20 protein-coding genes are annotated in these 20,654 nt (G+C 46.3%); 13 read left to right on the top strand and 7 right to left on the bottom strand.

Annotation, left to right across the window (positions count from 1 at the left end; translation table 11 throughout):
• The first annotated feature begins 55 nt into the window (after positions 1-55).
• From dnaA to ACZIX4_RS00815, 6 genes are all read left to right on the top strand, one after another.
• Entirely contained in the window at positions 56-1,483 is a 1,428-nt protein-coding gene (dnaA, locus tag ACZIX4_RS00840; RefSeq protein ID WP_463333716.1) for a chromosomal replication initiator protein DnaA, read from the top strand.
• Positions 1,483-1,947, top strand: coding sequence for a low molecular weight protein-tyrosine-phosphatase (locus ACZIX4_RS00835; protein ID WP_463333715.1), 465 nt, complete (start codon positions 1,483-1,485; stop codon positions 1,945-1,947). Before dnaA ends, ACZIX4_RS00835 begins: the two co-directional genes overlap by 1 nt.
• Positions 1,947-2,660 carry an SAM-dependent methyltransferase gene (locus ACZIX4_RS00830; protein WP_463333714.1) on the top strand — a complete coding sequence of 238 codons (714 nt, stop codon included), beginning with the start codon at positions 1,947-1,949 and terminating at the stop codon, positions 2,658-2,660. The genes ACZIX4_RS00835 and ACZIX4_RS00830 overlap by 1 nt, the downstream gene beginning before the upstream one ends.
• Positions 2,661-2,962: 302 nt before the next feature.
• A complete protein-coding gene (locus ACZIX4_RS00825) occupies positions 2,963-4,483 on the top strand; it encodes a SulP family inorganic anion transporter (protein WP_463333713.1) in 1,521 nt (506 codons plus the stop codon).
• A gap of 50 nt (positions 4,484-4,533) precedes the next feature.
• A complete protein-coding gene (nhaA, locus tag ACZIX4_RS00820; protein WP_463334574.1) occupies positions 4,534-5,706 on the top strand; it encodes a Na+/H+ antiporter NhaA in 1,173 nt (390 codons plus the stop codon).
• 220 nt (positions 5,707-5,926) lie between these two features.
• Positions 5,927-6,331, top strand: a complete 405-nt coding sequence (locus ACZIX4_RS00815) for a hypothetical protein (protein WP_463333712.1) — start codon at positions 5,927-5,929, stop codon at positions 6,329-6,331.
• Here ACZIX4_RS00815 and ACZIX4_RS00810 read toward each other — a convergent pair.
• The 4 genes from ACZIX4_RS00810 to dapF all read right to left on the bottom strand — a co-directional run bounded on the left by ACZIX4_RS00810 (position 6,328) and on the right by dapF (position 9,629).
• Complete coding sequence (locus tag ACZIX4_RS00810; protein ID WP_463333711.1) at positions 6,328-6,978, bottom strand: peptidoglycan-binding protein LysM; 651 nt, start codon at positions 6,976-6,978, stop codon at positions 6,328-6,330. The two genes, ACZIX4_RS00815 and ACZIX4_RS00810, sit on opposite strands and share 4 nt — an antisense overlap.
• Positions 6,979-7,271: 293 nt before the next feature.
• Positions 7,272-8,312, bottom strand: a complete 1,041-nt coding sequence (gene mltG / locus ACZIX4_RS00805; protein WP_463333710.1) for an endolytic transglycosylase MltG — start codon at positions 8,310-8,312, stop codon at positions 7,272-7,274.
• A gap of 10 nt (positions 8,313-8,322) precedes the next feature.
• Entirely contained in the window at positions 8,323-8,853 is a 531-nt protein-coding gene (locus tag ACZIX4_RS00800; RefSeq protein ID WP_463333709.1) for a GNAT family N-acetyltransferase, read from the bottom strand.
• Positions 8,847-9,629, bottom strand: a complete 783-nt coding sequence (gene dapF, locus ACZIX4_RS00795) for a diaminopimelate epimerase (RefSeq protein WP_463333708.1) — start codon at positions 9,627-9,629, stop codon at positions 8,847-8,849. The genes ACZIX4_RS00800 and dapF overlap by 7 nt, the downstream gene beginning before the upstream one ends.
• Before the next feature lie 112 nt (positions 9,630-9,741).
• On the opposite strand from dapF, the gene ACZIX4_RS00790 reads away from it, so the two are divergent.
• The 3 genes from ACZIX4_RS00790 to ACZIX4_RS00780 all read left to right on the top strand — a co-directional run bounded on the left by ACZIX4_RS00790 (position 9,742) and on the right by ACZIX4_RS00780 (position 13,387).
• Positions 9,742-11,142 (top strand): S1C family serine protease, encoded by a 1,401-nt coding sequence (locus ACZIX4_RS00790; protein WP_463333707.1) that lies wholly within the window; start codon positions 9,742-9,744, stop codon positions 11,140-11,142.
• A 140-nt stretch (positions 11,143-11,282) separates the two neighbouring features.
• Positions 11,283-11,642 carry a hypothetical protein gene (locus ACZIX4_RS00785; RefSeq protein ID WP_463333706.1) on the top strand — a complete coding sequence of 120 codons (360 nt, stop codon included), beginning with the start codon at positions 11,283-11,285 and terminating at the stop codon, positions 11,640-11,642.
• A 296-nt stretch (positions 11,643-11,938) separates the two neighbouring features.
• Entirely contained in the window at positions 11,939-13,387 is a 1,449-nt protein-coding gene (locus tag ACZIX4_RS00780; RefSeq protein ID WP_463333705.1) for a glyceraldehyde-3-phosphate dehydrogenase, read from the top strand.
• Between the two features lie 425 nt (positions 13,388-13,812).
• Here ACZIX4_RS00780 and ACZIX4_RS00775 read toward each other — a convergent pair whose 3' ends face one another.
• Positions 13,813-14,865 carry a DUF2891 domain-containing protein gene (locus tag ACZIX4_RS00775; RefSeq protein ID WP_463333704.1) on the bottom strand — a complete coding sequence of 351 codons (1,053 nt, stop codon included), beginning with the start codon at positions 14,863-14,865 and terminating at the stop codon, positions 13,813-13,815.
• Positions 14,866-14,952: 87 nt separating this feature from the next.
• Between ACZIX4_RS00775 and ACZIX4_RS00770 the strand changes: the two genes are divergently transcribed.
• Positions 14,953-15,864, top strand: coding sequence for a helix-turn-helix domain-containing protein (locus tag ACZIX4_RS00770; protein ID WP_463333703.1), 912 nt, complete (start codon positions 14,953-14,955; stop codon positions 15,862-15,864).
• Positions 15,865-15,951: 87 nt separating this feature from the next.
• Complete coding sequence (locus ACZIX4_RS00765; protein WP_463333702.1) at positions 15,952-16,848, top strand: oxidoreductase; 897 nt, start codon at positions 15,952-15,954, stop codon at positions 16,846-16,848.
• A gap of 21 nt (positions 16,849-16,869) precedes the next feature.
• Here the strand turns inward: ACZIX4_RS00765 and ACZIX4_RS00760 are convergent, their stop codons facing one another.
• Both ACZIX4_RS00760 and ACZIX4_RS00755 read right to left on the bottom strand, forming a co-directional pair.
• Positions 16,870-17,475 carry an outer membrane beta-barrel protein gene (locus tag ACZIX4_RS00760; RefSeq protein WP_463333701.1) on the bottom strand — a complete coding sequence of 202 codons (606 nt, stop codon included), beginning with the start codon at positions 17,473-17,475 and terminating at the stop codon, positions 16,870-16,872.
• Positions 17,476-17,659: 184 nt separating this feature from the next.
• Entirely contained in the window at positions 17,660-18,292 is a 633-nt protein-coding gene (locus tag ACZIX4_RS00755) for an outer membrane beta-barrel protein (RefSeq protein ID WP_463333700.1), read from the bottom strand.
• A gap of 246 nt (positions 18,293-18,538) precedes the next feature.
• Here ACZIX4_RS00755 and ACZIX4_RS00750 point away from each other — a divergent pair, with 246 nt between their 5' ends.
• Both ACZIX4_RS00750 and ACZIX4_RS00745 read left to right on the top strand, forming a co-directional pair.
• Positions 18,539-19,501, top strand: a complete 963-nt coding sequence (locus ACZIX4_RS00750) for an ABC transporter ATP-binding protein (protein WP_463333699.1) — start codon at positions 18,539-18,541, stop codon at positions 19,499-19,501.
• A gap of 95 nt (positions 19,502-19,596) precedes the next feature.
• On the top strand, positions 19,597-20,610 hold the full coding sequence (locus ACZIX4_RS00745; RefSeq protein WP_463333698.1) for a 3-oxoacyl-ACP synthase III family protein: 1,014 nt from the start codon (positions 19,597-19,599) through the stop codon (positions 20,608-20,610).
• Positions 20,611-20,654 lie beyond the last annotated feature (44 nt).

Here is a 20,654-nt window from a genome sequence, read left to right as displayed (position 1 = left end):
CCTGTGCATTCCGCATTAGTAAAAGCAACAATTATAAACACCTAATATTCAGGATATGACGAAAACTGCGCAATCGGTATGGGAGAACTGTCTGTCGTTCATAAAGGACAATATACAGGATCAGGCATACAAAACCTGGTTCGAACCGATAAGAGCAGTAGAACTTTCAGACAACGCACTGTATATACAAGTGCCGAGTAAATTTTTTTACGAATGGCTGGAAGAACACTATGTGAAACTCCTGAAGGTGGCGCTTACTAAAGAACTTGGACAGGGCGCTAAGTTACTTTATAAAATTAAGATGGAAAACACTTACGGCAACAAACAGCCCTTTACAGAGCAGTTGCCAAGTGCCCACCGTGCCCCTGTAAAACCACAGGAGGTAGACGTACCTGTACAAAACAAAAACCCAGAGCTTAAAAACCCGTTTGTAATACCCGGTATACGCAACCTTAAAATAGAATCGCAACTGAATGCCAATTACAGTTTCGATAACTTTTTTGAGGGCGACTCTAACCGTCTTGCCCGTTCGGCAGGTATGGCCGTGGCAAACAAACCGGGCGGAACCTCGTTTAACCCGCTGCTTATCTTCGGTGGTGTAGGTTTGGGCAAAACCCACCTTGCACACGCGATAGGCATTGAGATTAAAGAGAAATACCCTGAAAAAACCGTGCTGTATATTTCGGCTGAGATATTCACCCAGCAGTATATCGACTCGGTAAAACGCAATACCCGCAACGACTTTATCCACTTCTATCAGCTGATAGACGTCCTTATTATAGACGACGTACAGTTCCTGTCGGGTAAAACCGGTACGCAGGATGTGTTTTTCCACATCTTTAACCACCTGCACCAAAATGGCAAACAGGTTATCCTTACATCAGATAAGGCGCCTGTAGACATGCAGGACATAGAGCAACGCCTGCTTTCACGCTTTAAGTGGGGGCTTTCGGCAGAGCTGCACCAGCCTGATTATGAAACACGTATCTCCATCCTGAACCACATCCTGTACCGCGACGGTGTAGAGATGCCACAGGAAATTGTAGAGTACGTAGCCCGTAATATTAAGAGCAATGTACGCGAACTTGAAGGTGCCATAATTTCACTAATCGCACAGTCGTCATTTAACCACCGTGAGGTAACCCTTGAGCTTGCCAAGATGGTGGTAGAGAAGTTTGTAAAAAACATAAAGCGCGAAATATCTATAGACTACATACAAAAGGTAGTGTCGGATTATTTCCAGCTTGATGTAGATACGCTGAAATCTAAAACGCGTAAGCGCCATGTGGTACAAGCCAGGCAGCTGGCCATGTTCTTTGCCAAGAAGTACACAAAGTCTTCACTGGCAAACATCGGCTCGCAGATAGGCGACCGCGACCATGCTACCGTACTGCACGCCTGCAAAACCGTAGACAACCTGGTGACTACCGATAAGCAGTTCCGAAAATTTGTAGACGACATCAACAAAAAACTTTCGGTGTAATGGCTGTAAAGATACTGATGGTTTGCCTGGGTAATATATGCCGTTCGCCACTGGCCGAAGGGATTATGCAGAGCAAATTGCCATCGGATAAATTTACGGTAGACAGCGCGGGTACCGGCGGCTGGCATGCAGGCCAATGCCCTGATAAACGCTCTATAAGCACCGCCAAAGGCCGCGGGCTTGACATCAGCACACAGAAAGCACGCCAGCTTAAAAAATCAGACTTCGATACTTTTGACTATATATATGTAATGGACAGCAGTAACCTTAGTGATGTATTACACCTGGCTCCTGCTGCACAAAAGCATAAAGTAAAATTGATAATGGACGAACTTCACCCCGAACTGGGCGTAGAAGTACCAGACCCATACTATGGCGGCCCGCAGGGCTTTGAAGATGTATACGACATGCTTGACGAAGCCTGTACTATTGCCGCCGCAAAAATCCTTAAAAACCATAAGTAATGCCAGCCGGTAAGTTGTACCTGTTGCCCGTTCCGCTGGGCGAAGACGCCAACCCTAAGGATGTGCTGCCCGAAACCGTGGCGCGCTCCATAGAGTTTATAGACCACTATATAGTAGAGAACGAAAAAACGGCACGCCGCTTTATTAAGGCGATACTCCCCACCAAAAAACAACCCGACCTGAAGCTTTCGGTACTGAACAAACGTACAGAAGCGTCTGAGCACGCTGCTTTTATACAGCCCTGCATGGAAGGTAAAAACGTAGGGTTAATGAGCGAAGCCGGTTGCCCCGGTGTAGCCGACCCCGGCGCTGCCATTGTAAAGCTGGCACATGAAAAAGGCATACAGGTAGTGCCGCTTGTAGGCCCCTCCTCTATCCTGCTGGCTATGATGGCCAGTGGCATGAACGGCCAAAGCTTTGCATTTAACGGTTACCTGCCCATCGACAAAAACGACAAGAAAAACGCCCTGAAGTATTTCGAGAAAACATCGCAGGAGCGTGGGCAGTCGCAATTGTTTATAGAAACGCCGTACCGTAACAACAAGCTGATGGAGGATCTTTTAGCAATGCTTCAGCCCAATACACACCTGTGCGTAGCTGCCGATATTACCCTGGACACGGAATACATCAAGACCAAAACCGTAGCCCAGTGGAAAAAAGAAAAACCCGACCTGCATAACAGGCCTGCGATTTTTATTGTGCATAGATTCTAAAGAAGCTACTGAGCGACTTAGCTGCTGAGTTTCTGAGCAGCTCCACTCGTATCTATAATAATGAGTGAACATAGTCCTATCCGGGCCGTCATTGCGAGGAACGAAGCAATCTCATTATTAAAAACATGAGATTACTTCACTACGTTAATGACGATGCGTGAGAAACGTTATGATTGGAACAGTCCAATCCGGCATGCCATTACGAACGGAAGCAATCTACTCTTTCGAATACTTTATAAGATTGCTTCGCTCCGTACCTCCGCTCGCAATGACGGTAACGAAAAACTCAGTAACTTTACCCAATGAAATTCTTCGACTTTTCCCAAAAGATAAACTACAAAAACGAGATACTGGCCGGGCTTACCGTAGCCATGACCATGATACCCGAATCGCTTTCCTTTGCTATACTGGCAGGGTTCCCGCCGCTTACGGGGTTATACGCTGCCTTTATTATGGGGCTTATAACCGCAGTACTGGGCGGCAGGCCGGGGTTGGTTTCGGGTGGTGCGGGCGCCACCGTGGTAACACTCATCGCCCTTATGAAAGCGCAGGGGTTGGACTACGTGTTTGCCGCCGTAGCATTGGCAGGGGTTTTCCAGATACTGGTGGGCGTGTTTAAGTTGGGCAAATTCATCCGCCTGGTACCGCAGCCCGTTATGTACGGGTTTGTAAACGGCCTTGCAGTAATTATTTTCATGTCGCAGCTGGAGCAGTTTAAAACCGTAGTCAATGGTGAAACCACTTGGCTAACCGGCACGGCGCTCTACACCATGCTGGGATTGGTAGCACTTACGATAGCCGTAGTTATCGGCTTCCCGAAGGTGACCAAAGCCGTACCGGCATCGCTGGTAGCCATAATTGTAGTATTTGCCGTGGTGCTTATCTTTGGCATAGAAACCAAAACCGTAGAGGACATTGCTTCGGTAAAAGGAGGTTTCCCACCGTTCCATATCTCGGATATACCTTTCACCTTAGAAACCCTGAAAATCATCTTCCCCTACTCACTGGTTATGGGCGCCGTGGGCCTTACCGAAGGCCTGCTGACCCTGAACCTCGTAGACGAAATTACCGGTACGCGCGGCAACAGCAACCGCGAATGCCTGGCGCAGGGTACCGCCAATATAGCCAACGGTTTCTTTACCGGTATGGGTGGCTGCCCCATGATAGCCCAAACCATGGTAAACCTTAATGCAGGGTCGCGTGCGCGACTGGCGGGGATTATCGGGGCGTTGACCATATTGGCTATCATACTTTTCGGTGCGCCGGTTATTGGCAAGCTGCCCATGGCGGCACTCACTGGGGTAATGATGATGGTAGCCATAGGCACCTTTGAATGGGCCAGTTTCCGTATCATTACCAAGATGCCAAAGTCAGATATTATAACAGGGATATTAGTGGCCGCCGTTACCATATTTTTACACAACCTGGCACTGGCAGTACTTATCGGGGTAATAATCAGCGCACTGGTTTTTGCTTGGGAAAGCGCCAAGCATATCCGCGCGAAAAAGCACATTGACAATGACGGCACAAAGCACTATGCGATTTACGGCCCGTTGTTCTTCGGTTCGGTTAGCGTGTTTAATGATTTATTTGATATTATAGGCGACCCACAACAGGTGGTTATTGATTTCAGGGAGAGCCGCATAGCCGACATGTCGGCCATAGAAGCGCTGAACAGCATTACCAAAAAATACGCCGCCCTGGGCAAAACCGTACACCTGAAGCACCTCAGCCCCGATTCAAGGGAGCTTTTAGATAACGCATCGGCGGTGATTGACGTAAACATTACCCACGACCCCGAATACAGGGTAATGAAAGCATAAACCTGTTAAAACACTCGGAAAAAGCGGGCTAATTGGCTATATTTGTAACTATGGCTAAGCTTATCAACCTACACGCATTCCGAAAGTTTTTCGCATCCTCATCGGCCGGTGGCATACTGCTGCTTATCAGCGTAGTACTCTCATTAACCATAGCCAACACTGGCCTGGCCGATAATTTCCAGAAACTGCTGGATACGCAATTTGGCTTTGAAAGTAAAAGCATCCACCTTAATTACACCATAAACTCGTGGATAAACGACGGCCTTATGGCGGTGTTTTTCCTGCTGGTAGGCCTGGAAATAAAGCGCGAGGTAGTAGAAGGCGAACTCTCTGAAGTAAGCCAGGCCGCACTGCCGGTACTTGCTGCACTGGGCGGAGCACTGCTCCCTGCCATAATATACGGCCTTATCAATCACAACACCCCCGGAACATCGGCAGGCTGGGGCATCCCTATGGCTACCGATATTGCGTTTGCACTGGGTATACTGTCGCTTTTGGGTGATAAGGTACCACACCAGCTAAAGATATTTTTGGCAGCACTGGCCATCGCCGACGACCTTATGGCCATACTTGTCATCGCATTTTTTTATACCAAAGAAGTACACATGAATTACCTGCTGTATGCTGCAGGCGTATTTGCACTGCAACTGGCATTTAACCGCATGAAGCTGAAAAGCATCTGGTTTTACATCATCCCCGGGGTATTTATGTGGTATTTCATCCACCATTCGGGCATACATGCTACCATAGCAGGTGTGCTTACGGCCTTTACCCTGCCTACCACAGATGATGACACCGAATCACCCTTAGAGCGCCTGGAGCATCTGCTGGGCAACCCGGTAAACTTTATCATTATGCCCATATTTGCACTGGCCAATACCAATATTACTTTTGAGCAAAGCATGGCAGGTGGGCTGGTAAGCACTATGGGGCTGGGCATTATTTTAGGGCTTGTGCTGGGAAAACCGTTAGGTATTTTAGGCATATCATGGGCTGCCGTAAAACTAAAACTGGCAAAATTACCTGAAGGAACCAACTGGCTGCACCTTATCGGGGCGGGTATACTGGGTGGTATAGGCTTTACCATGTCGGTATTTATAGCACTGTTATCTATAGGCAGCGTTGAATTACAAAATGAAGCCAAGGCGGCTATACTTTTAGCATCGGTGGTGTCGGGTTGTGCGGGGTATTTTTTCCTGTACCGCTTAAACAAGAAGGGTTAAAACATAAATCTCCCTTCACCTACCCTTTCACCCCCTGAAAAAAACGCAGATTAAGCGACACTTCATGCCTTTAAAAACTAAACTTCATGCTAATATTGCCGTTTCGTTAAAATAAGCAGGCTTATTTTAAATTATCCTTTTTTCTTCAACAAGTGTTAAAATCTGTTAAAATGTATAAGGATAATTTTATACATTTGACACATTCTTAAAAATCACTCACATGTTACCGGAATTTTACATAGCAGGCATATTGGCTGTGCTACTGTTATTATACCTGCTGTTTGCCCTGCTTAATAAAAGCAGGAAGCATACCTCGCGCAAACAGGAGATTATAACCGGGCTGCAAAGTGCAAGGGTAAGGTCGCTGAAATTACAGGACAGGCTCAGTTCGTTTATACTGGCTAATAATACGGCTTCTGATGCTTTTACAGAAGGCTATACCTATAAGGAATACCTGAAATCATTACAGAAGAACCACGTACAGAACCTGTCGGATAAAAACATGGCCCGCATTAAGAACACGAATAACCGTATCATCTTAATGCAGGCCAGGGATATGCTGTCCGGGCAACAGGTATTATTAGCTGAAGCCGAGGAAAAGCTGAATGCTATACTTAAAGATTAAAGCTGCACCTGTGGGCTGGGATGTGCTACGATGCCCGAAGTATCGTACCCGCCAAATTTTTTGATGTAGCTGCGTAATGATGTGCCGAAACCGTCGCGGTAACCGTTTTTACCGTTGCTGTTAAGAAATAATTTTACAGAATTAGCGCCCGCAAGGTGGGCTGCTGCAAGGATGCCTGATTCGGTAATGGTAATGCCTTTCATTATTTTACCTTCGTATCGGCCAATTTCTTTACGGAGTTCCCATTTGTTTTTGCTTAGCAGCGCGCGGAAAGCACGTTCCTGCAAGCCCGGGTTTTTAAGAAAACCCTTAGTATTAGTAATGCCTACCGAACGTAAGGCCGATTTTCCGAACTGGTACTTGCCCATATAACCGTAACGGTTTACCAGCGTGTACATGCCCTGGCTCTCTTTAATGGCTATTGCCTGTTTAAAGCCTACGTACGATTTTCCTGTCGATGGAAAATTAAAAGTAACCTTAGCGGTTTCATCAATGGTAGGAACAGAGTAATGAGTGATTTCGTCTTCGGCCAGGTGAAAACCTTCTATCCTTCCGAACTGTTTTTCTTCTTTGGTCTTAAAACCGGTGCTTACAGTTACTATGAACAGTGCCAGCCCGGAAAAGTAGATCCATTGTCGTTTTATCATGCAGTATTATTTCTCATAACCTGTCACATTATGAATTTCACAGGGGCAAATATACGAAAAAACCTAAGCCTGATAAACAGATAGTTATACACAAATTTTACTTTAACTTAACTTTAAGAGCCGAAAACCACCACCTAAAACCCCGTGAACACCCTTAAACACAGGGGCTACCGAGGATAGGCATGGCCGGGTTTCGCAAGGGCGATTTGTAATGAAAAAGTGCTATTTTGTAATGAAAAAAATGCCCCTTGCAGGTGTTACAAGGGGCATTTAGCAAAATATTTTGTAGGATTTTACCTCTTTATACCCATCTTTTCTACCCAGGCCACATACTTTTGGCGGTTTACCTCATGCTGCGCCGGTGTCACGGCAAATTCATGGTAACCGAAGTTGGTTACGCTTGCGCAGAAATAAATATAATTGTGCTTTTCTGGGTTAAGTACAGCATCTATAGCCGTAACATCGGGCATGGCAATAGGCCCCGGCGGAAGGCCGTTATTCTTATAGGTATTGTATGGCGAATCTACCACAAGGTCTTTGTAAAGCACCCTTTTTATAACCTGGTTAAAATCGCCCGAGTTCTTTTTTACGGCATAGATAACCGTAGGGTCGGCTTCCAGCTTCATGCCTTTGGTAAGGCGGTTAAGGTATACACCGGCCACACGCGGCCTTTCATCGGTCTTTACGGTTTCCTTGTGCACTATAGAGGCCAGTGCCGATACCTGCAGCGGGGTAAGTCCCAGCGCTTCGGCTTTGGCAGTACGCCCCGGGTTCCAGAACTTGCGGTACTCTTTAATCATTTTATCGCGCACCTTGGTAGCAGTGGTATTCCAGTAAAACTCATACGAGTTTGGTATAAAAATACTCAGTACGTTGTCTTCGTTAAGGCCGTTTTCATCAAGAAACTCTTTATCGGTAAACGCAGTCAGTATTGCCAGGCTGTCCGGTTCCAGCTGGTGCGACAGGCGGCCTGCAAGGTTTTGTATGGTTTCCTGGTTGTTAAACGACACCTTTACCGTTACCGGGTTGCGCAGCGATACTATAATATCGTTGTTGCTCATACCTTTGGTAATGATAAACTTACCCGATTTTACATTCTGGTCGTATTTTTTAAGGCCGGCCACCCACTCAAAGCTCTCCGGGTTTTCGGTAAGTGGCGCCATTACTTTTTTTACATCTTCAAAAGAGCTGCCGGTAGGTAAAAAGACAGCCATTTCCTTGTCTTCAAATTTGGTGTTAGCCGCTAAAATCTTTTTATAAAAGATATAGCACGCTATGGTTCCGCCCAGTATTACTACAAGCGAAAAAATCCCGATAATTTTTCTTGCTTTCAAAAGGTTACAGTTATTGTTTGTTTATCAATTGGTACAAAGCTTCGTCGGCCCAGGCATTCCCCCGCCTGTTCCACTGCTGCTTAACCCCCACTAAAGTGAAGCCAAAATTAGTAAAAAGGGCGGTACTTACGCTATTGGCAGTATCAATATTTGCATAGAGTTGGTGCAGGTGCAACGTACTGAAAGCGTATTGTATAACCAGCCCCAGCGCTTCGGTGCCCAGGCCCTTGCCACGCAGGTTTTCATCGGCCACAATAAGCCCTATGCCTGCACGCGCATTGGCAGGATCATAATCAAACAGGTCAATTAGCCCCACGGCTTCAAAGCTTTCTTTAAGGCAAATGGCCAGGCGCAGCTGTTTTGCCTCGTAAATGTCCTGGTGGGCATTTTCAAGGTACTGGCGGATAAGGAAACGGCTGTAGGGGGTTTGCGTATAGCTTACCTCCCACAGGTTTTCGTTATTTTCTATACGGTAAATAAATTCGAGGTCTTCCGGCTCCAGGGCACGCAGGTAAATGGCATTCCCGGTAAGGGTTACCATGTAACGTCGCCTTTAAACACGTAGTCGGCAGGGCCGGTAAGGTATACTTCCTTAAACTGCTTGCCATCTTGTGCAAACGTCACCTGTAGCTGTCCACCCGGCGTTTGCAGGTGGATGGTATCGGCATCGGTCTTGCCCAAAACCCTCATAGCTATAGCCACGGCAGTAACGCCGGTACCACAAGAGTAGGTTTCGTCCTCTACCCCACGCTCATAAGTGCGCACCGAAAAACGGTCAGGACCCAGCTGGCTCACGAAGTTCACGTTGGCCCCGGCATCGCCATACAGGCCGCTGTAGCGAATGTTTGCCCCTATGTGCTTTACATCAAGGTTCGGCAGGTCTTCCACCAGCTCCACGTGGTGTGGCGAACCGGTATCAAGGAACACATAATCTTCGTAAACCGATACGGTATTTACATCTTTCATGTGCAGTGATATGGTACCGTCATCGCTTATAGTGGCGTGGTGGCGCCCATCGGCAGCCAAGAACTCGGTTTCGTTATCTATAATGCCCAGGAAATTGGCAAAGGCCACAATGCAGCGCCCACCGTTACCGCACATACTGCTGGTATTTCCATCGGAATTATAATACACCATACGAAAATCGGTACTTCCGTCGTTTTCTAAAAGGATGAGGCCATCAGCCCCTATGCCAAACCTGCGGTCACACAGCTGCGCTACGAGTTTGGTATTATTTTTGGGAAAGGTTTCATCGCGGTTGTCTATCATCACGAAGTCGTTACCCGTGCCCTGGTATTTGTAAAAAGTGGATTCCATTTAAAGCAGGTATTGTAGCACAAAAGTACGAATATAAACGACACTGATGTTATAGCATTCGCCGCACTTTAACTGATAGTTTAACATTAATAAAACTGAATACTTATTGTTTATGAAAAATTTTTCAAGCATGCTTGTGGTATCGCTTTTAAGCGGCGCCATTACCCTTGGAGCTTATAAACTGGTATTTGAAGACGCTTCATTCCGTTCACCACTTTCTATAGCAGCTCCGCAAACCAATGACAGCCATACCGTAGCCTACAGCGCCGGTGCCGAAAACGTGGATTTTACCTCAGCGGCAGACAAGGCCGTGCATACGGTAGTACACGTAAAAAACACTATATACCGCCAGGCACCAGTAAGCATGATGGATTATATGTTCGGGTACCGCGGTAACGGGCAGCCGCAGGCCCAGGTGGGTACCGGAAGCGGTGTTATTATTACCGAAGACGGCTACATAGTAACCAACAACCACGTGATTCAGGATGCTAACGAGCTGGAAGTGACCCTGAACAACAACAAGACGTATAAGGCCAAGCTGGTAGGTACTGACAGCAAAATGGACATTGCCCTGCTGAAAATAGACGCCAACGAAAAACTACCGTACGCCACCTTTGGCAACAGCGATGATATTAAGGTAGGTGAATGGGTGCTTGCCGTGGGTAACCCCTACAACCTGAACAGTACTGTTACTGCGGGTATTGTATCGGCTAAGGCGCGAAACCTGAGCAAAGAAGGCATACAATCGTTCATACAAACCGATGCCGCCGTAAACCCCGGCAACAGTGGTGGCGCACTGGTAAACACCCGTGGCGAACTGGTGGGTATTAACACCATGATTTCGTCTACAACAGGTTCGTACGTAGGCTACTCGTTTGCAGTGCCGAGCAACATTACCCGCAAAATTGTGGAAGACCTTATGGAATACGGCAACGTACAACGCGGCGCACTGGGTATACAGGGTAACGAACTGAACAGCACATTCAGCAAGGAAATAGGCGTTTCTGAAACACAGGGTTTCTATGTAAACAGTGTGGTGAGCAAAAGCGGCGCCGAGAAAGCCGGAATCCGCAAGGGTGACATCATCAAGAAGATAGACAACCACGACATCCACGGCTTCCCTGATATTAATGCGGCAATCGTTACCAAAAGGCCAAACGATGTGGTGCAGGTACTGGTAAACCGCGACGGCAAAAACATAACCCTGCCGGTGAAGCTTACCAAAAACGAAATCAACAGTTTTACCTACGAAGGGCTGGAGCTGGAAGACCTGAGCGCTGCCGAAAAGAAAACACTGAAAATTAATTACGGCATCCGTATTAAGGAGATTACCGATGGCGACTTTTTACCTTATTATAACGAGCTTAAAGACGGTATCATACTAAGCATCAACAATACGAAAGCTACCGATATTGATACGGTTATAGAGATACTTTCGCGTAAGCAGCAAGGCCAGCGTATGCCAGTGCAACTGCTGAGTAAAGACGGGCAGATGCTCCGCTTTATACTATAAAGGTCCTTATTTATTTTAGATATTTATTTTGAAGTGCCTCCCCTGCGGGAGGCTTTTTTTATACCAAAACTTAACATATGTCGGTTTTAAGTACCGGGGCAATTGACTACATTTACAACCTTACACCTTATTATATTACCATGAGAAAGCTAGCCCGCCAAACAGAGATGCTGCTCCACGCAGCCTTAACCGGAGTTTTATTGCTAAGGGCCGGCCAGCTAATACTGGACAATATGTACTACCCCGGCGGTATACTGCTTGGCCTTATGGGTATAGCCATGGTAATAACCCTTTTCTGGAAAAGGCTGAAACTGGCACCGCGCGATGCCCGCCTGGCCTGCTACTACCTGGAAGCTCCTGCCCTGCTGCTAAACTATGTGGTTTTTAATACCGTAGGCGATACCCTTGCCTCACAAATATGCCTTATAGCCGCGGTAGCATTGCCATTCCTGGGCTTTGCCACTGCTATAAAAACCCATCGTAAAAGGAAGGTGGTTTAGCAATCAGCTTTCAGCGGTCAGCCATCAGCTATCAAGCCTTTGTAATCAGATTAAGGCGTTGTGGTGCAACGCCTCTACGGGTGAATTGTTTGTGTATTCTTATATTTCTGTGCTGAATACATGTAAAAGTGTAAAAAACCACACTTTTGTTAATTCTCAGCAAAATCAAGCTAAATAGAATATAATTCAATACGAAAACATTTTCGTTGAAAAATAATTCAAAAAATATTTTACGAAAACGTTTGAATTATATACATTTGTCATCAGATAACACAAAAACCCAAACTTTTGTCCTCATGAATAATGCCGTGCTTTATGAAAAGGAGCTTAACTATCAGGCAGACAGGCGACGCGCCGGTGTAGAGCTGATAAATATTGTAAGCGAATTGTGGTATGATAAGTCGATAGAGCTTGTACTGTTTCGTAACCAACTGATTGATAAAAGCATAGGTGAAATAATGAACCTGCACGATTATGCCGCTGAGTTTATTAAGAAGCCTATCAATATTTTTGATACAGTAGAAATAGCACGGGCCATAAAAGTAGCCGACCTGCCCCCAAGCCGCCTGGATATAGGCAAGCTTACCTATGAATTTCATGAGGACACCAATACCTGCCACGATGCAGCGCTGTTTGTAGGCAACAAGCTTAGCGGAGCACGCCGCAGCAGCAATATAAAACCTAAAGATGTGGTGCTGTATGGTTTTGGCCGTATAGGCCGCCTGCTTGCCCGCGATATTATGGACAAGGTAGGTAAAGGCGCCCAACTGCGCCTGCGTGCTATAGTAGTACGCGAGAAAGCCGATGCCAATATGCTGGCCAAAAGGGCATCGCTGCTAAAGCATGACTCCATTCATGGCGAGTTTAACGGCAGTGTGGTGGTAGATGAAAAGAATAAATCACTGATTATAAACGGTACTACAGTACACATTATAAGCACGAACAGCCCCGAAGATATAGACTATACGGCTTACGGCATTAAAAACGCCCTGCTTATAGACAACACCGGCGCATACACAGATGCCGAAGCACTGGAACGCCACCTAAGGGCAGATGGTATTGAAAAAGTAATACTTACCGCTCCCGGCAAGGGCGTGCCAAACATTGTATACGGCGTAAACCATAATGAATTTGACCCTGAAAAGGTAGATATATGGTCGGCGGCATCGTGCACTACAAATGCCATAACCCCTGTGCTTAAGGCTATTGAGGACACCCTTGGCATTACCAAAGGCCACCTGGAAACCATACACGCCTATACTAACGACCAGAACCTGGTAGATAACATGCACCGTAAATACCGCCGTGGCCGTGCCGCAGCGCTGAATATAGTAATTACTGAAACCGGCGCAGGTACTGCCGTAGCCAAGGCAATACCATCATTATCGGGTAAGCTGACCAGCAATGCCATACGCGTACCGGTACCAAACGGATCGCTTGTGGTGGCCAGCCTTGATGTGGAAAGGGCTACTAACGTACAGGAAATAAACGAGATACTAAAGCACTACGCGCTGGAAGGCGAACTGGTGGAACAAATAAAATACTCGCTTAACAACGAACTGGTTTCCAGCGATATTGTAGGCAGCACTGCCCCCGCCATTTTCGACAGCAAAGCCACCATTGTAAGCCCTAACGGCACCAGCGTAGTGCTTTATGTATGGTATGATAATGAGTATGGCTATAGCCAGCAGGTAATACGCCTGGCAAAATACGTGGCAAAAGTAAGGCGCTACACGTACTACTAAAATTGTCTTCAACCTAATCCTTTTTCTTCATAATTGTGTGTAAATCTGCCCCACCAATCCTCCGGGGCAGATTTTTTATTTTTACGATATTCCACAATTTATAAAAAAATTTAAAATCAGTGTATTAAACAACACGCTCCTAACCCTCTCAGAGAGCTATTGTGCGGACACATCTTTGCGACTTAGCTTCTTTGCGAGGAATTTTCTACCACAAGGGACACAAAGTTTTTCACAAAGTCCACAAAAGTCCTAAATTATGCTTAACAAGAACACCAAGGCTTTCCTTTGGAAAGCAAAAAGTCCACAAAGCGATTTGAGTACACACAATAGTTCCAGGAAGGGAAAAGCTTCACTCATACCTTTTTATACACCTGAAGACTGCGACTGAAAACTGACTTCTCCCCTTCTATTTCCTCCTTTGGGGGTTAAGGGGCTTCCTCAAACGCATGCAGTGCAAAACTTGCCAGCCAGTGTTCGCCCTCATAGTTACCGTCTACAATGGCAGGCAGCGAATAGGTAAGGTGTGCATCAGCCAGTGCTTTCAGGTGGCCCAGTTGTTTTGGGTATTGTTTTGCAAGGCGGTACAGGTTCCATGCACGGCTGAAGTTAAGCCCGTCCAGGTGTACCAGCAGGCCGTCGGTTCGGTCGCTTACCTTACCGGGTTCCCAGTTATAGTTTTTATCGAACAGTTTCGGGGCAAAATCCTTCAGCCATTTTATAAAATCCTTCCGCGAAAGCACACGCTGCATCAGCCCGATTTCCTCCATACAGGGCGAAAGGAAATCCGTGCCGCTGGGTTCCCAGGTGAACGGGCAGTCGATGTCATTTTTAAACAGGCGCAACGCATGTGTGCTGATGCTGTTTTGCAGCTCGGTATTGTTGGCGTGCACGGCATAATCCCACGCGAATGACAACCCGAAAGCCGTATTGGTATGGGTACCCACACGCAGGGGGTACACCAGTTTTGGCATAAATTCTATGTAACGGTCGCATACCAGCTTGGTAAGTGGCAGCAGGTTCTGGCTCAGCTTTTTGGCGAAAGGTTCGTTGTAGGTATCCAGCTCCTGTTGTAGCTTTAAAAGCCACGTCCAGCCATAGGTACGTTCAAACGACTTTTCGTGCCGCTTGCTCATGTAAGCCACTTCCTGTGCTATGTTTTCCTTACTGAGGTTGATGTTCAGCTTTTGGATGATTTCGTCACGGTTTTCCAGGTTAGGGAAATGCTTCAGCAAATACACCAGGCTCCAGTGCCCGTGCACGCTGGAATGCCAGTCGAAACAACCGTAAAATGCAGGGTGCAGCTTTTTAGGGTTGGCTATCTCGGTACTGTCGGCCAGCAGCTGCCCCAGCTTGTTTGGGTATTCCTGTTGCAGGCATTTCATGGGCAGGCGGGCAAGGCCGTCAGCACGCTCAGGCGTAAGCTGCTGCGCAAAGGAAACAGCGGTACCGAACAGCAAGGCTATAGTAAGGAATTTCATAAGGTGGTATTAGAGTACCAAAAATACGCTTTTTAGGCGAAAAGGGAGGTTTGTAAAACAAATGATTGATTTGTATAACTTTGTAGTATGGCTGATATAATAGAACTTAAAAATTTTTACAACCACGTACCCCACCAGTCGCCCGAAGACCACAACACGTGCATGGGGCATTTTAATGTTGTAAAAATTGAGGACCTCTACATCAACGCACAGCCTAAGACCAGTAGATACAGCCGCCGCACCTTTTTTAAAATAGCCCTTGTCATTGGCAAAAGCATTATCCACTATGCCGACCGAAGCTTTGCCGTAGACGGCGCCACCCTTGTGTTTACAAACCCCATGGTACCTTACCAGTGGGAAACCCTGAGCGAAGAGCAATCCGGTTACATCTGCATTTTTACAGAACAGTTTTTCAGCCGGTTCGGGAATATAAAGGAAATGCCTGCTTTTCAGTCGGCTGCCAGTGCTATAGTTCCATTAGCCGATGAAGAGAGCGAGTTTTTTAAAGGCTTGTTTAAGCGCATGCTGGATAACCTGGAAAGTGATTATGCATATAAGTATGATTTGCTGCGCAACCAGCTTATGGAATGCATTCACGAAGCCCAAAAGATGCAACCCGCTGAGGGCAACGCGCATAATACAGCCACAGCAGCAGAGCGCATAACAACCCTGTTTGCCGAGTTGCTGGAACGTCAATTTCCACTGAAACTGGAAAACCAGTCCATACTACTGAAATCGCCATCGGAATTTGCAACCCAACTGAATGTGCATGTAAACCACCTTAACAAAGCCCTGAAACAGATAACCGGTAAAACCACATCGCAGCACATTGCATCACGTATACTGCAGGAAGCGCGTACGCTGTTAAAAATGACCGACAGGAGCATTAATGAAATTGCCTGGGCATTGGGCTTTGACGAACCCAACCATTTTTCGTCGTTTTTTAAAACCCAAACTAAAATATCCCCGCTTAAATTCCGCCAGTCACCCACAGATTGATTTTTGTAGTTTTTGGTTTCATATTGGTAGGCTCCGTTTTTAGCACCTGTACGAACTTTGTCTTATAAATTTTTAAACCATAAAATTATGTGGACAACAGAAAACATGCCGCTACAGCAGGGTAAAACAGTTATTGTTACCGGTGCCAATACCGGCATAGGGTACGAAACCGCACTGGCTTTTTATACTAAAGGTGCCAATGTGGTTTTAGCCTGCCGCGATGTAGCAAAAGGCAATGATGCAGCCGAAAAAATCAAATCACATGAGGGTGAGGGTACCGTTATTACAGAAGAATTAAACCTTTCCAGCCTGCAATCGGTAAGGGAATTTGCGCAGCGCTTTTTGGCAACACATACCCACCTGGATATATTGGTAAACAACGCCGGTGTAATGATGACACCCGCCTCTAAAACGGAAGACGGGTTTGAATTACAATTCGGCACCAACTTCATAGGGCACTTTGCCTTAACCGGGCTACTGTACCCGCTTATAAAGTCTACTAAACATTCAAGGATTGTTACCGTAAGCAGTATGGCCTACCTGAGCGGAGCGATAGATTTTGCCAACCTGAAATCAGAGGTTTCGTATGACCCGGTGCGGGAATATGCACAGAGCAAGCTGGCCAATATTTTCTTTTCGCTGGAGCTGAACCGCCGTATACAGGCTGCCGGTGATGATGTGCTTTCTATAGCTGCACAACCGGGAGCCAATGCTACCGAACTTGCACGCCATATGGATAAGGCTGCATATGACGATGCTGTAGCACGTTTTGAAGGGCTTATGGAACCTTGGCAGGGTGCTTTGCCTTCGCTGTATGCAGCTACCGCACCTGAAGCCGAAGCAGGCGAATTGTATGGGCCACACATAGGCGGCCACAAAGGCTACCCGGTAAAAGACACCCTGCAACCACATGCACTGGATGTGACTGTTGCCAAACAACTTTGGGAATATGCAGAGGAAGTTACAGGTGTAGTATTTCCTTAATAACAAGACCTGGAAGTGATGTTACCTCCAGTCGGCAGTAGAACCGTTACGCCCGAAATACCAGGTAACGCCCACACTTAGGGTAGCGTACTTACCGGTAAAATCATCGTAAGGCCCTGTACCGTCAAAACGGTAGTTCTGGGCTAAGTTAAGTACCCCCGAAAGATCTCCGGTAAGGGCCACATTTGGCGAAAGGTAAAACTGTGCCGTGCCGCCAATGATTACGTGTGCGCCTTTATCGGTTACACCTTCCTCGGTTTTAAGTATGGTAGCCCCTCCCCCGGCATGCACCAGCACATTAAAGGTACGGGCTGCCACATCGCTCACCCGGAATGCCCTGCCCACGTTGTACACTGCCTGTAAAGACAGGCGATTCAGGGTAGTATTGGCACTACGCCCATCGTCTGATTTAAACATGTCGTAGCCGTAATCGGCTTTGGCACCCCAGTACTCATTACCCATATAGCGCAGGCCAATATCAAAATGGTTGAAGCCCGTAAGCACCGGCCCCCGGCTGTAGTTAAAGCCGTAACTGCCCTCTACAGAGTACTGGTTAAAATGGTTGGTTTCCTGGGCTAATGCAGCACTACCGGCCAGCATTGCCATTAAGATTATCATCTTTCTCATACACAAGTTTTTATGGCTACAAAGCCTGTTCCTGTAAAGCTTATGTAATGTATAGCATAGAGTTATTTTGAGGTAATAACGATAAAATTGGCAAAAATAACTTACAAACCGCGTTAAAATATCCCTAAATAAATGGGTATAAAAAAAGGCAGCCTAAGCTGCCTTTTTTGTATAAAGAGTTGTATTACCTCCAGTCGTTGTCTGAACCGAAACGGCCAAGGTAAATGATAAGGCCTAAAGATACAGTAGAAGTACCGCCAATAAACTTATCAGGCCTGCCTTTTGTAGGGTCGTCATGGAACTGACCATCATAATCCCTGTGCTGAGAGTAGTTACCAACGTAAGTCCAGTCGGCATAAAGGGTAAAGTTATTACTTAGGTATAGCTGTGGGGTAAGACCTATAACGGCATTAGCCATACTGTCAGTCTGGTCACCTGCAGGCATGTTAATAGGCTTTATCCAAGAATAACCTACACCCGCGTGTGCAAGTATATTAATGTTGTCTACATACTCAGCCCAGTCAAGCTTACGGCCAAGATTGTAAACCACCTGTGCCGAAATCCTGCTGTAATCAGTACCGGTTTCAAGTGTTGGTGTCATATCGTAACGGTATTTGTCAAAGCCTGCGTCAAGTTTTACCCCCCAGTACTCATTCCACATATACCTTACACCACCTTCAAAATGGCCAAACTCTGTGCTTACAGGCTCACCTGAAATGCCAAGACCATAACCCCCTTCTACAGAAAACTGCCTGCGCTGGGAAAATGCAGACACAGTAATCAACATTGTAAATACAAATAACGTAACTTTCTTCATTGGTTAATTTTTTTAGGAACGTTGCAAATATATTAACTTTTTTTAAACATTTCTACATAAAAACCTAATTTGCAAAATTTTAGGAACTATTTTTCACGAAAATCACTTTTTAAATATTATATCCTCAAAATTATCTGCTTTTTATTTAATGATTAACAGTTAACCGTTTACAAACCCTATTTTTTTAATAAAAATAATTCACATAAAATCTTATTGAATATTTTTGCACCTTAATAAAGCAGTAGTATGCTGGCAGTAAAAAACATTTCTTTCGGGTATACCGAAACCACTATAATACACAACATTAGCTTTAATGCCAAAACCGGCCAAAACATAGCCGTTATTGGCGAAAGCGGGTGTGGCAAAAGTACCTTGCTTAAACTCATTTACGGGCTGTACGACCTGGGTGGCGGCGAAATAACCTATAAAGGAGAAACGGTAACCGGCCCTAAGTTTAACCTGATTCCCGGCATGCCTTACATGAAGTACCTGGCACAGGATTTTGACCTGATGCCCTTTACTACCGCTGCCGAAAACGTGGGCAGTTTCCTTAGTAATATATACGTAGAGGAAAAACAGCAGCGTATAATGGAGCTGCTTCAAATTGTGGAAATGGAAGCCTTTGCCGATACTAAGGTGCAGTACCTTAGCGGAGGCCAGCAACAGCGCATAGCCCTGGCCAAAGTACTGGCACTGGAACCCGAGGTTCTGCTGCTGGACGAACCCTTTAGCCACATAGATAACTTCAGGAAAAACGCCCTGCGCCGCAACCTTTTTGCCTACCTGAAAAAGAAAGGCGTTACCGTAATAGTAGCCACGCACGACAGTACCGATGCACTGTCTTTTGCAGATGAAACCATAGTGATTAAAAACGGGCAACTGCAGGATAAAGGCCCCAGCCGCGATATTTACTATAGCCCTAAGGATAAGTACACTGCATCGCTTTTCGGGGAGGTAAACGAGATAAAGCTGGAGCTGCTTACCCTTACCCAGAACACCGCCGAAACCGTGCTGATATACCCGCACCAACTGGCCATTTCAGCCGATGGGCCACTTAAGGTGGTGGTGAAACAATGCTACTTTAAAGGTAGTCGCTACCTGGTAAAAGCCGCCCTTGCCAAACAGGTAATTTTCTTCGAACACTATAAGGAAATCCCCGCAGAAACAGAGGTGTCACTGGCCATAGACCGCAATGCATTTGGGGTTTAGGCAAAAATGTGTAATATTCAGATAAAATATTGTAAATTTGAACTTTACTTAAAATATAGAATATTTTTGCACCCCATTTTATAAAACATTTAAAAATGTACCACTCTAAAATATCAGGCCTGGGCTACTACGTACCATCTAACGTGGTAACCAACGACGACCTTGCTAAACTAATAGATACTAACGATGCCTGGATACAGGAGCGCACCGGCATACAGGAGCGCCGCCATGTGGTAAAAGGCGATGGCGACACCACCACTACCATGGGGGTAAAAGCCGCACAGGTAGCCATAGAACGTGCTGGTATACAGAAAGATGACATCGATTTTATCATCTTTGCTACGCTAAGCCCTGACTACTATTTTCCGGGGCCGGGTGTGCTGGTACAGCGCGATTTAGGCCTTAGCCGCACCATAGGCGCACTGGATATACGCAACCAGTGTTCGGGGTTTATATATGCCCTTTCGGTAGCCGACCAGTTCATTAAAACCGGCATGTACAAAAACATATTAATCATTGGTTCTGAACTACATAGCACCGGTCTTGACATGACTACACGTGGCCGTAACGTATCGGTTATCTTTGGCGACGGTGCCGGGGCGGCAGTGCTTACCCGCGAGGAAGACCTTACCAAAGGCATACTGTCTACCCACCTGCACAGCGAAGGACAACACGCTGAGGAACTGAGCCTTATAGCTCCCGGAATGGGCAAACGCTGGGTAACGGACATCATTGCCGAGAACGACCCTGAAGATATATCGTACTACCCGTACATGAACGGGCAATTCGTGTTTAAAAATGCAGTGCAACGCTTCTCTGAAGTAATCAACGAAGGGTTGAAAACCAACAACTTACAGGTTTCAGATATTGATATGCTGATACCGCACCAGGCCAACCTGCGCATCAGCCAGTTTATTCAACAGCAGTTTAAACTTACTGATGACCAGGTATTTAACAACATCATGAAGTACGGAAATACCACCGCAGCATCGGTGCCGATAGCGCTTACCGAAGCCTGGGAACTGGGCAAAATCAAGGAAGGCGACACCGTGGTGCTGGCAGCCTTTGGCAGTGGGTTCACCTGGGGCAGCGCGATTATAAAATGGTAACCAAATTTTTGTTTCAGGTTTCAGGTTAACCCCTTCAAGTTTAA

The sequence above is a fragment of the Flavobacterium niveum genome, assembly GCF_055231775.1.
Note: the sequence above shows the minus strand (reverse complement) of the source record. Positions and strands in the feature narration are given on the sequence as shown.

Coding starts and splice junctions, on each gene's coding strand:
- dnaA (WP_463333716.1), top strand. CDS start 56: ATGACGAAAACTGCGCAATCGGTATGGGAGAACTGTCTGTCGTTCATA.
- ACZIX4_RS00835 (WP_463333715.1), top strand. CDS start 1,483: ATGGCTGTAAAGATACTGATGGTTTGCCTGGGTAATATATGCCGTTCG.
- ACZIX4_RS00830 (WP_463333714.1), top strand. CDS start 1,947: ATGCCAGCCGGTAAGTTGTACCTGTTGCCCGTTCCGCTGGGCGAAGAC.
- ACZIX4_RS00825 (WP_463333713.1), top strand. CDS start 2,963: ATGAAATTCTTCGACTTTTCCCAAAAGATAAACTACAAAAACGAGATA.
- nhaA (WP_463334574.1), top strand. CDS start 4,534: ATGGCTAAGCTTATCAACCTACACGCATTCCGAAAGTTTTTCGCATCC.
- ACZIX4_RS00815 (WP_463333712.1), top strand. CDS start 5,927: ATGTTACCGGAATTTTACATAGCAGGCATATTGGCTGTGCTACTGTTA.
- ACZIX4_RS00810 (WP_463333711.1), bottom strand. CDS start 6,978: ATGATAAAACGACAATGGATCTACTTTTCCGGGCTGGCACTGTTCATA.
- ACZIX4_RS00800 (WP_463333709.1), bottom strand. CDS start 8,853: ATGGTAACCCTTACCGGGAATGCCATTTACCTGCGTGCCCTGGAGCCG.
- dapF (WP_463333708.1), bottom strand. CDS start 9,629: ATGGAATCCACTTTTTACAAATACCAGGGCACGGGTAACGACTTCGTG.
- ACZIX4_RS00790 (WP_463333707.1), top strand. CDS start 9,742: ATGAAAAATTTTTCAAGCATGCTTGTGGTATCGCTTTTAAGCGGCGCC.
- ACZIX4_RS00785 (WP_463333706.1), top strand. CDS start 11,283: ATGAGAAAGCTAGCCCGCCAAACAGAGATGCTGCTCCACGCAGCCTTA.
- ACZIX4_RS00780 (WP_463333705.1), top strand. CDS start 11,939: ATGAATAATGCCGTGCTTTATGAAAAGGAGCTTAACTATCAGGCAGAC.
- ACZIX4_RS00775 (WP_463333704.1), bottom strand. CDS start 14,865: ATGAAATTCCTTACTATAGCCTTGCTGTTCGGTACCGCTGTTTCCTTT.
- ACZIX4_RS00770 (WP_463333703.1), top strand. CDS start 14,953: ATGGCTGATATAATAGAACTTAAAAATTTTTACAACCACGTACCCCAC.
- ACZIX4_RS00765 (WP_463333702.1), top strand. CDS start 15,952: ATGTGGACAACAGAAAACATGCCGCTACAGCAGGGTAAAACAGTTATT.
- ACZIX4_RS00760 (WP_463333701.1), bottom strand. CDS start 17,475: ATGAGAAAGATGATAATCTTAATGGCAATGCTGGCCGGTAGTGCTGCA.
- ACZIX4_RS00755 (WP_463333700.1), bottom strand. CDS start 18,292: ATGAAGAAAGTTACGTTATTTGTATTTACAATGTTGATTACTGTGTCT.
- ACZIX4_RS00750 (WP_463333699.1), top strand. CDS start 18,539: ATGCTGGCAGTAAAAAACATTTCTTTCGGGTATACCGAAACCACTATA.
- ACZIX4_RS00745 (WP_463333698.1), top strand. CDS start 19,597: ATGTACCACTCTAAAATATCAGGCCTGGGCTACTACGTACCATCTAAC.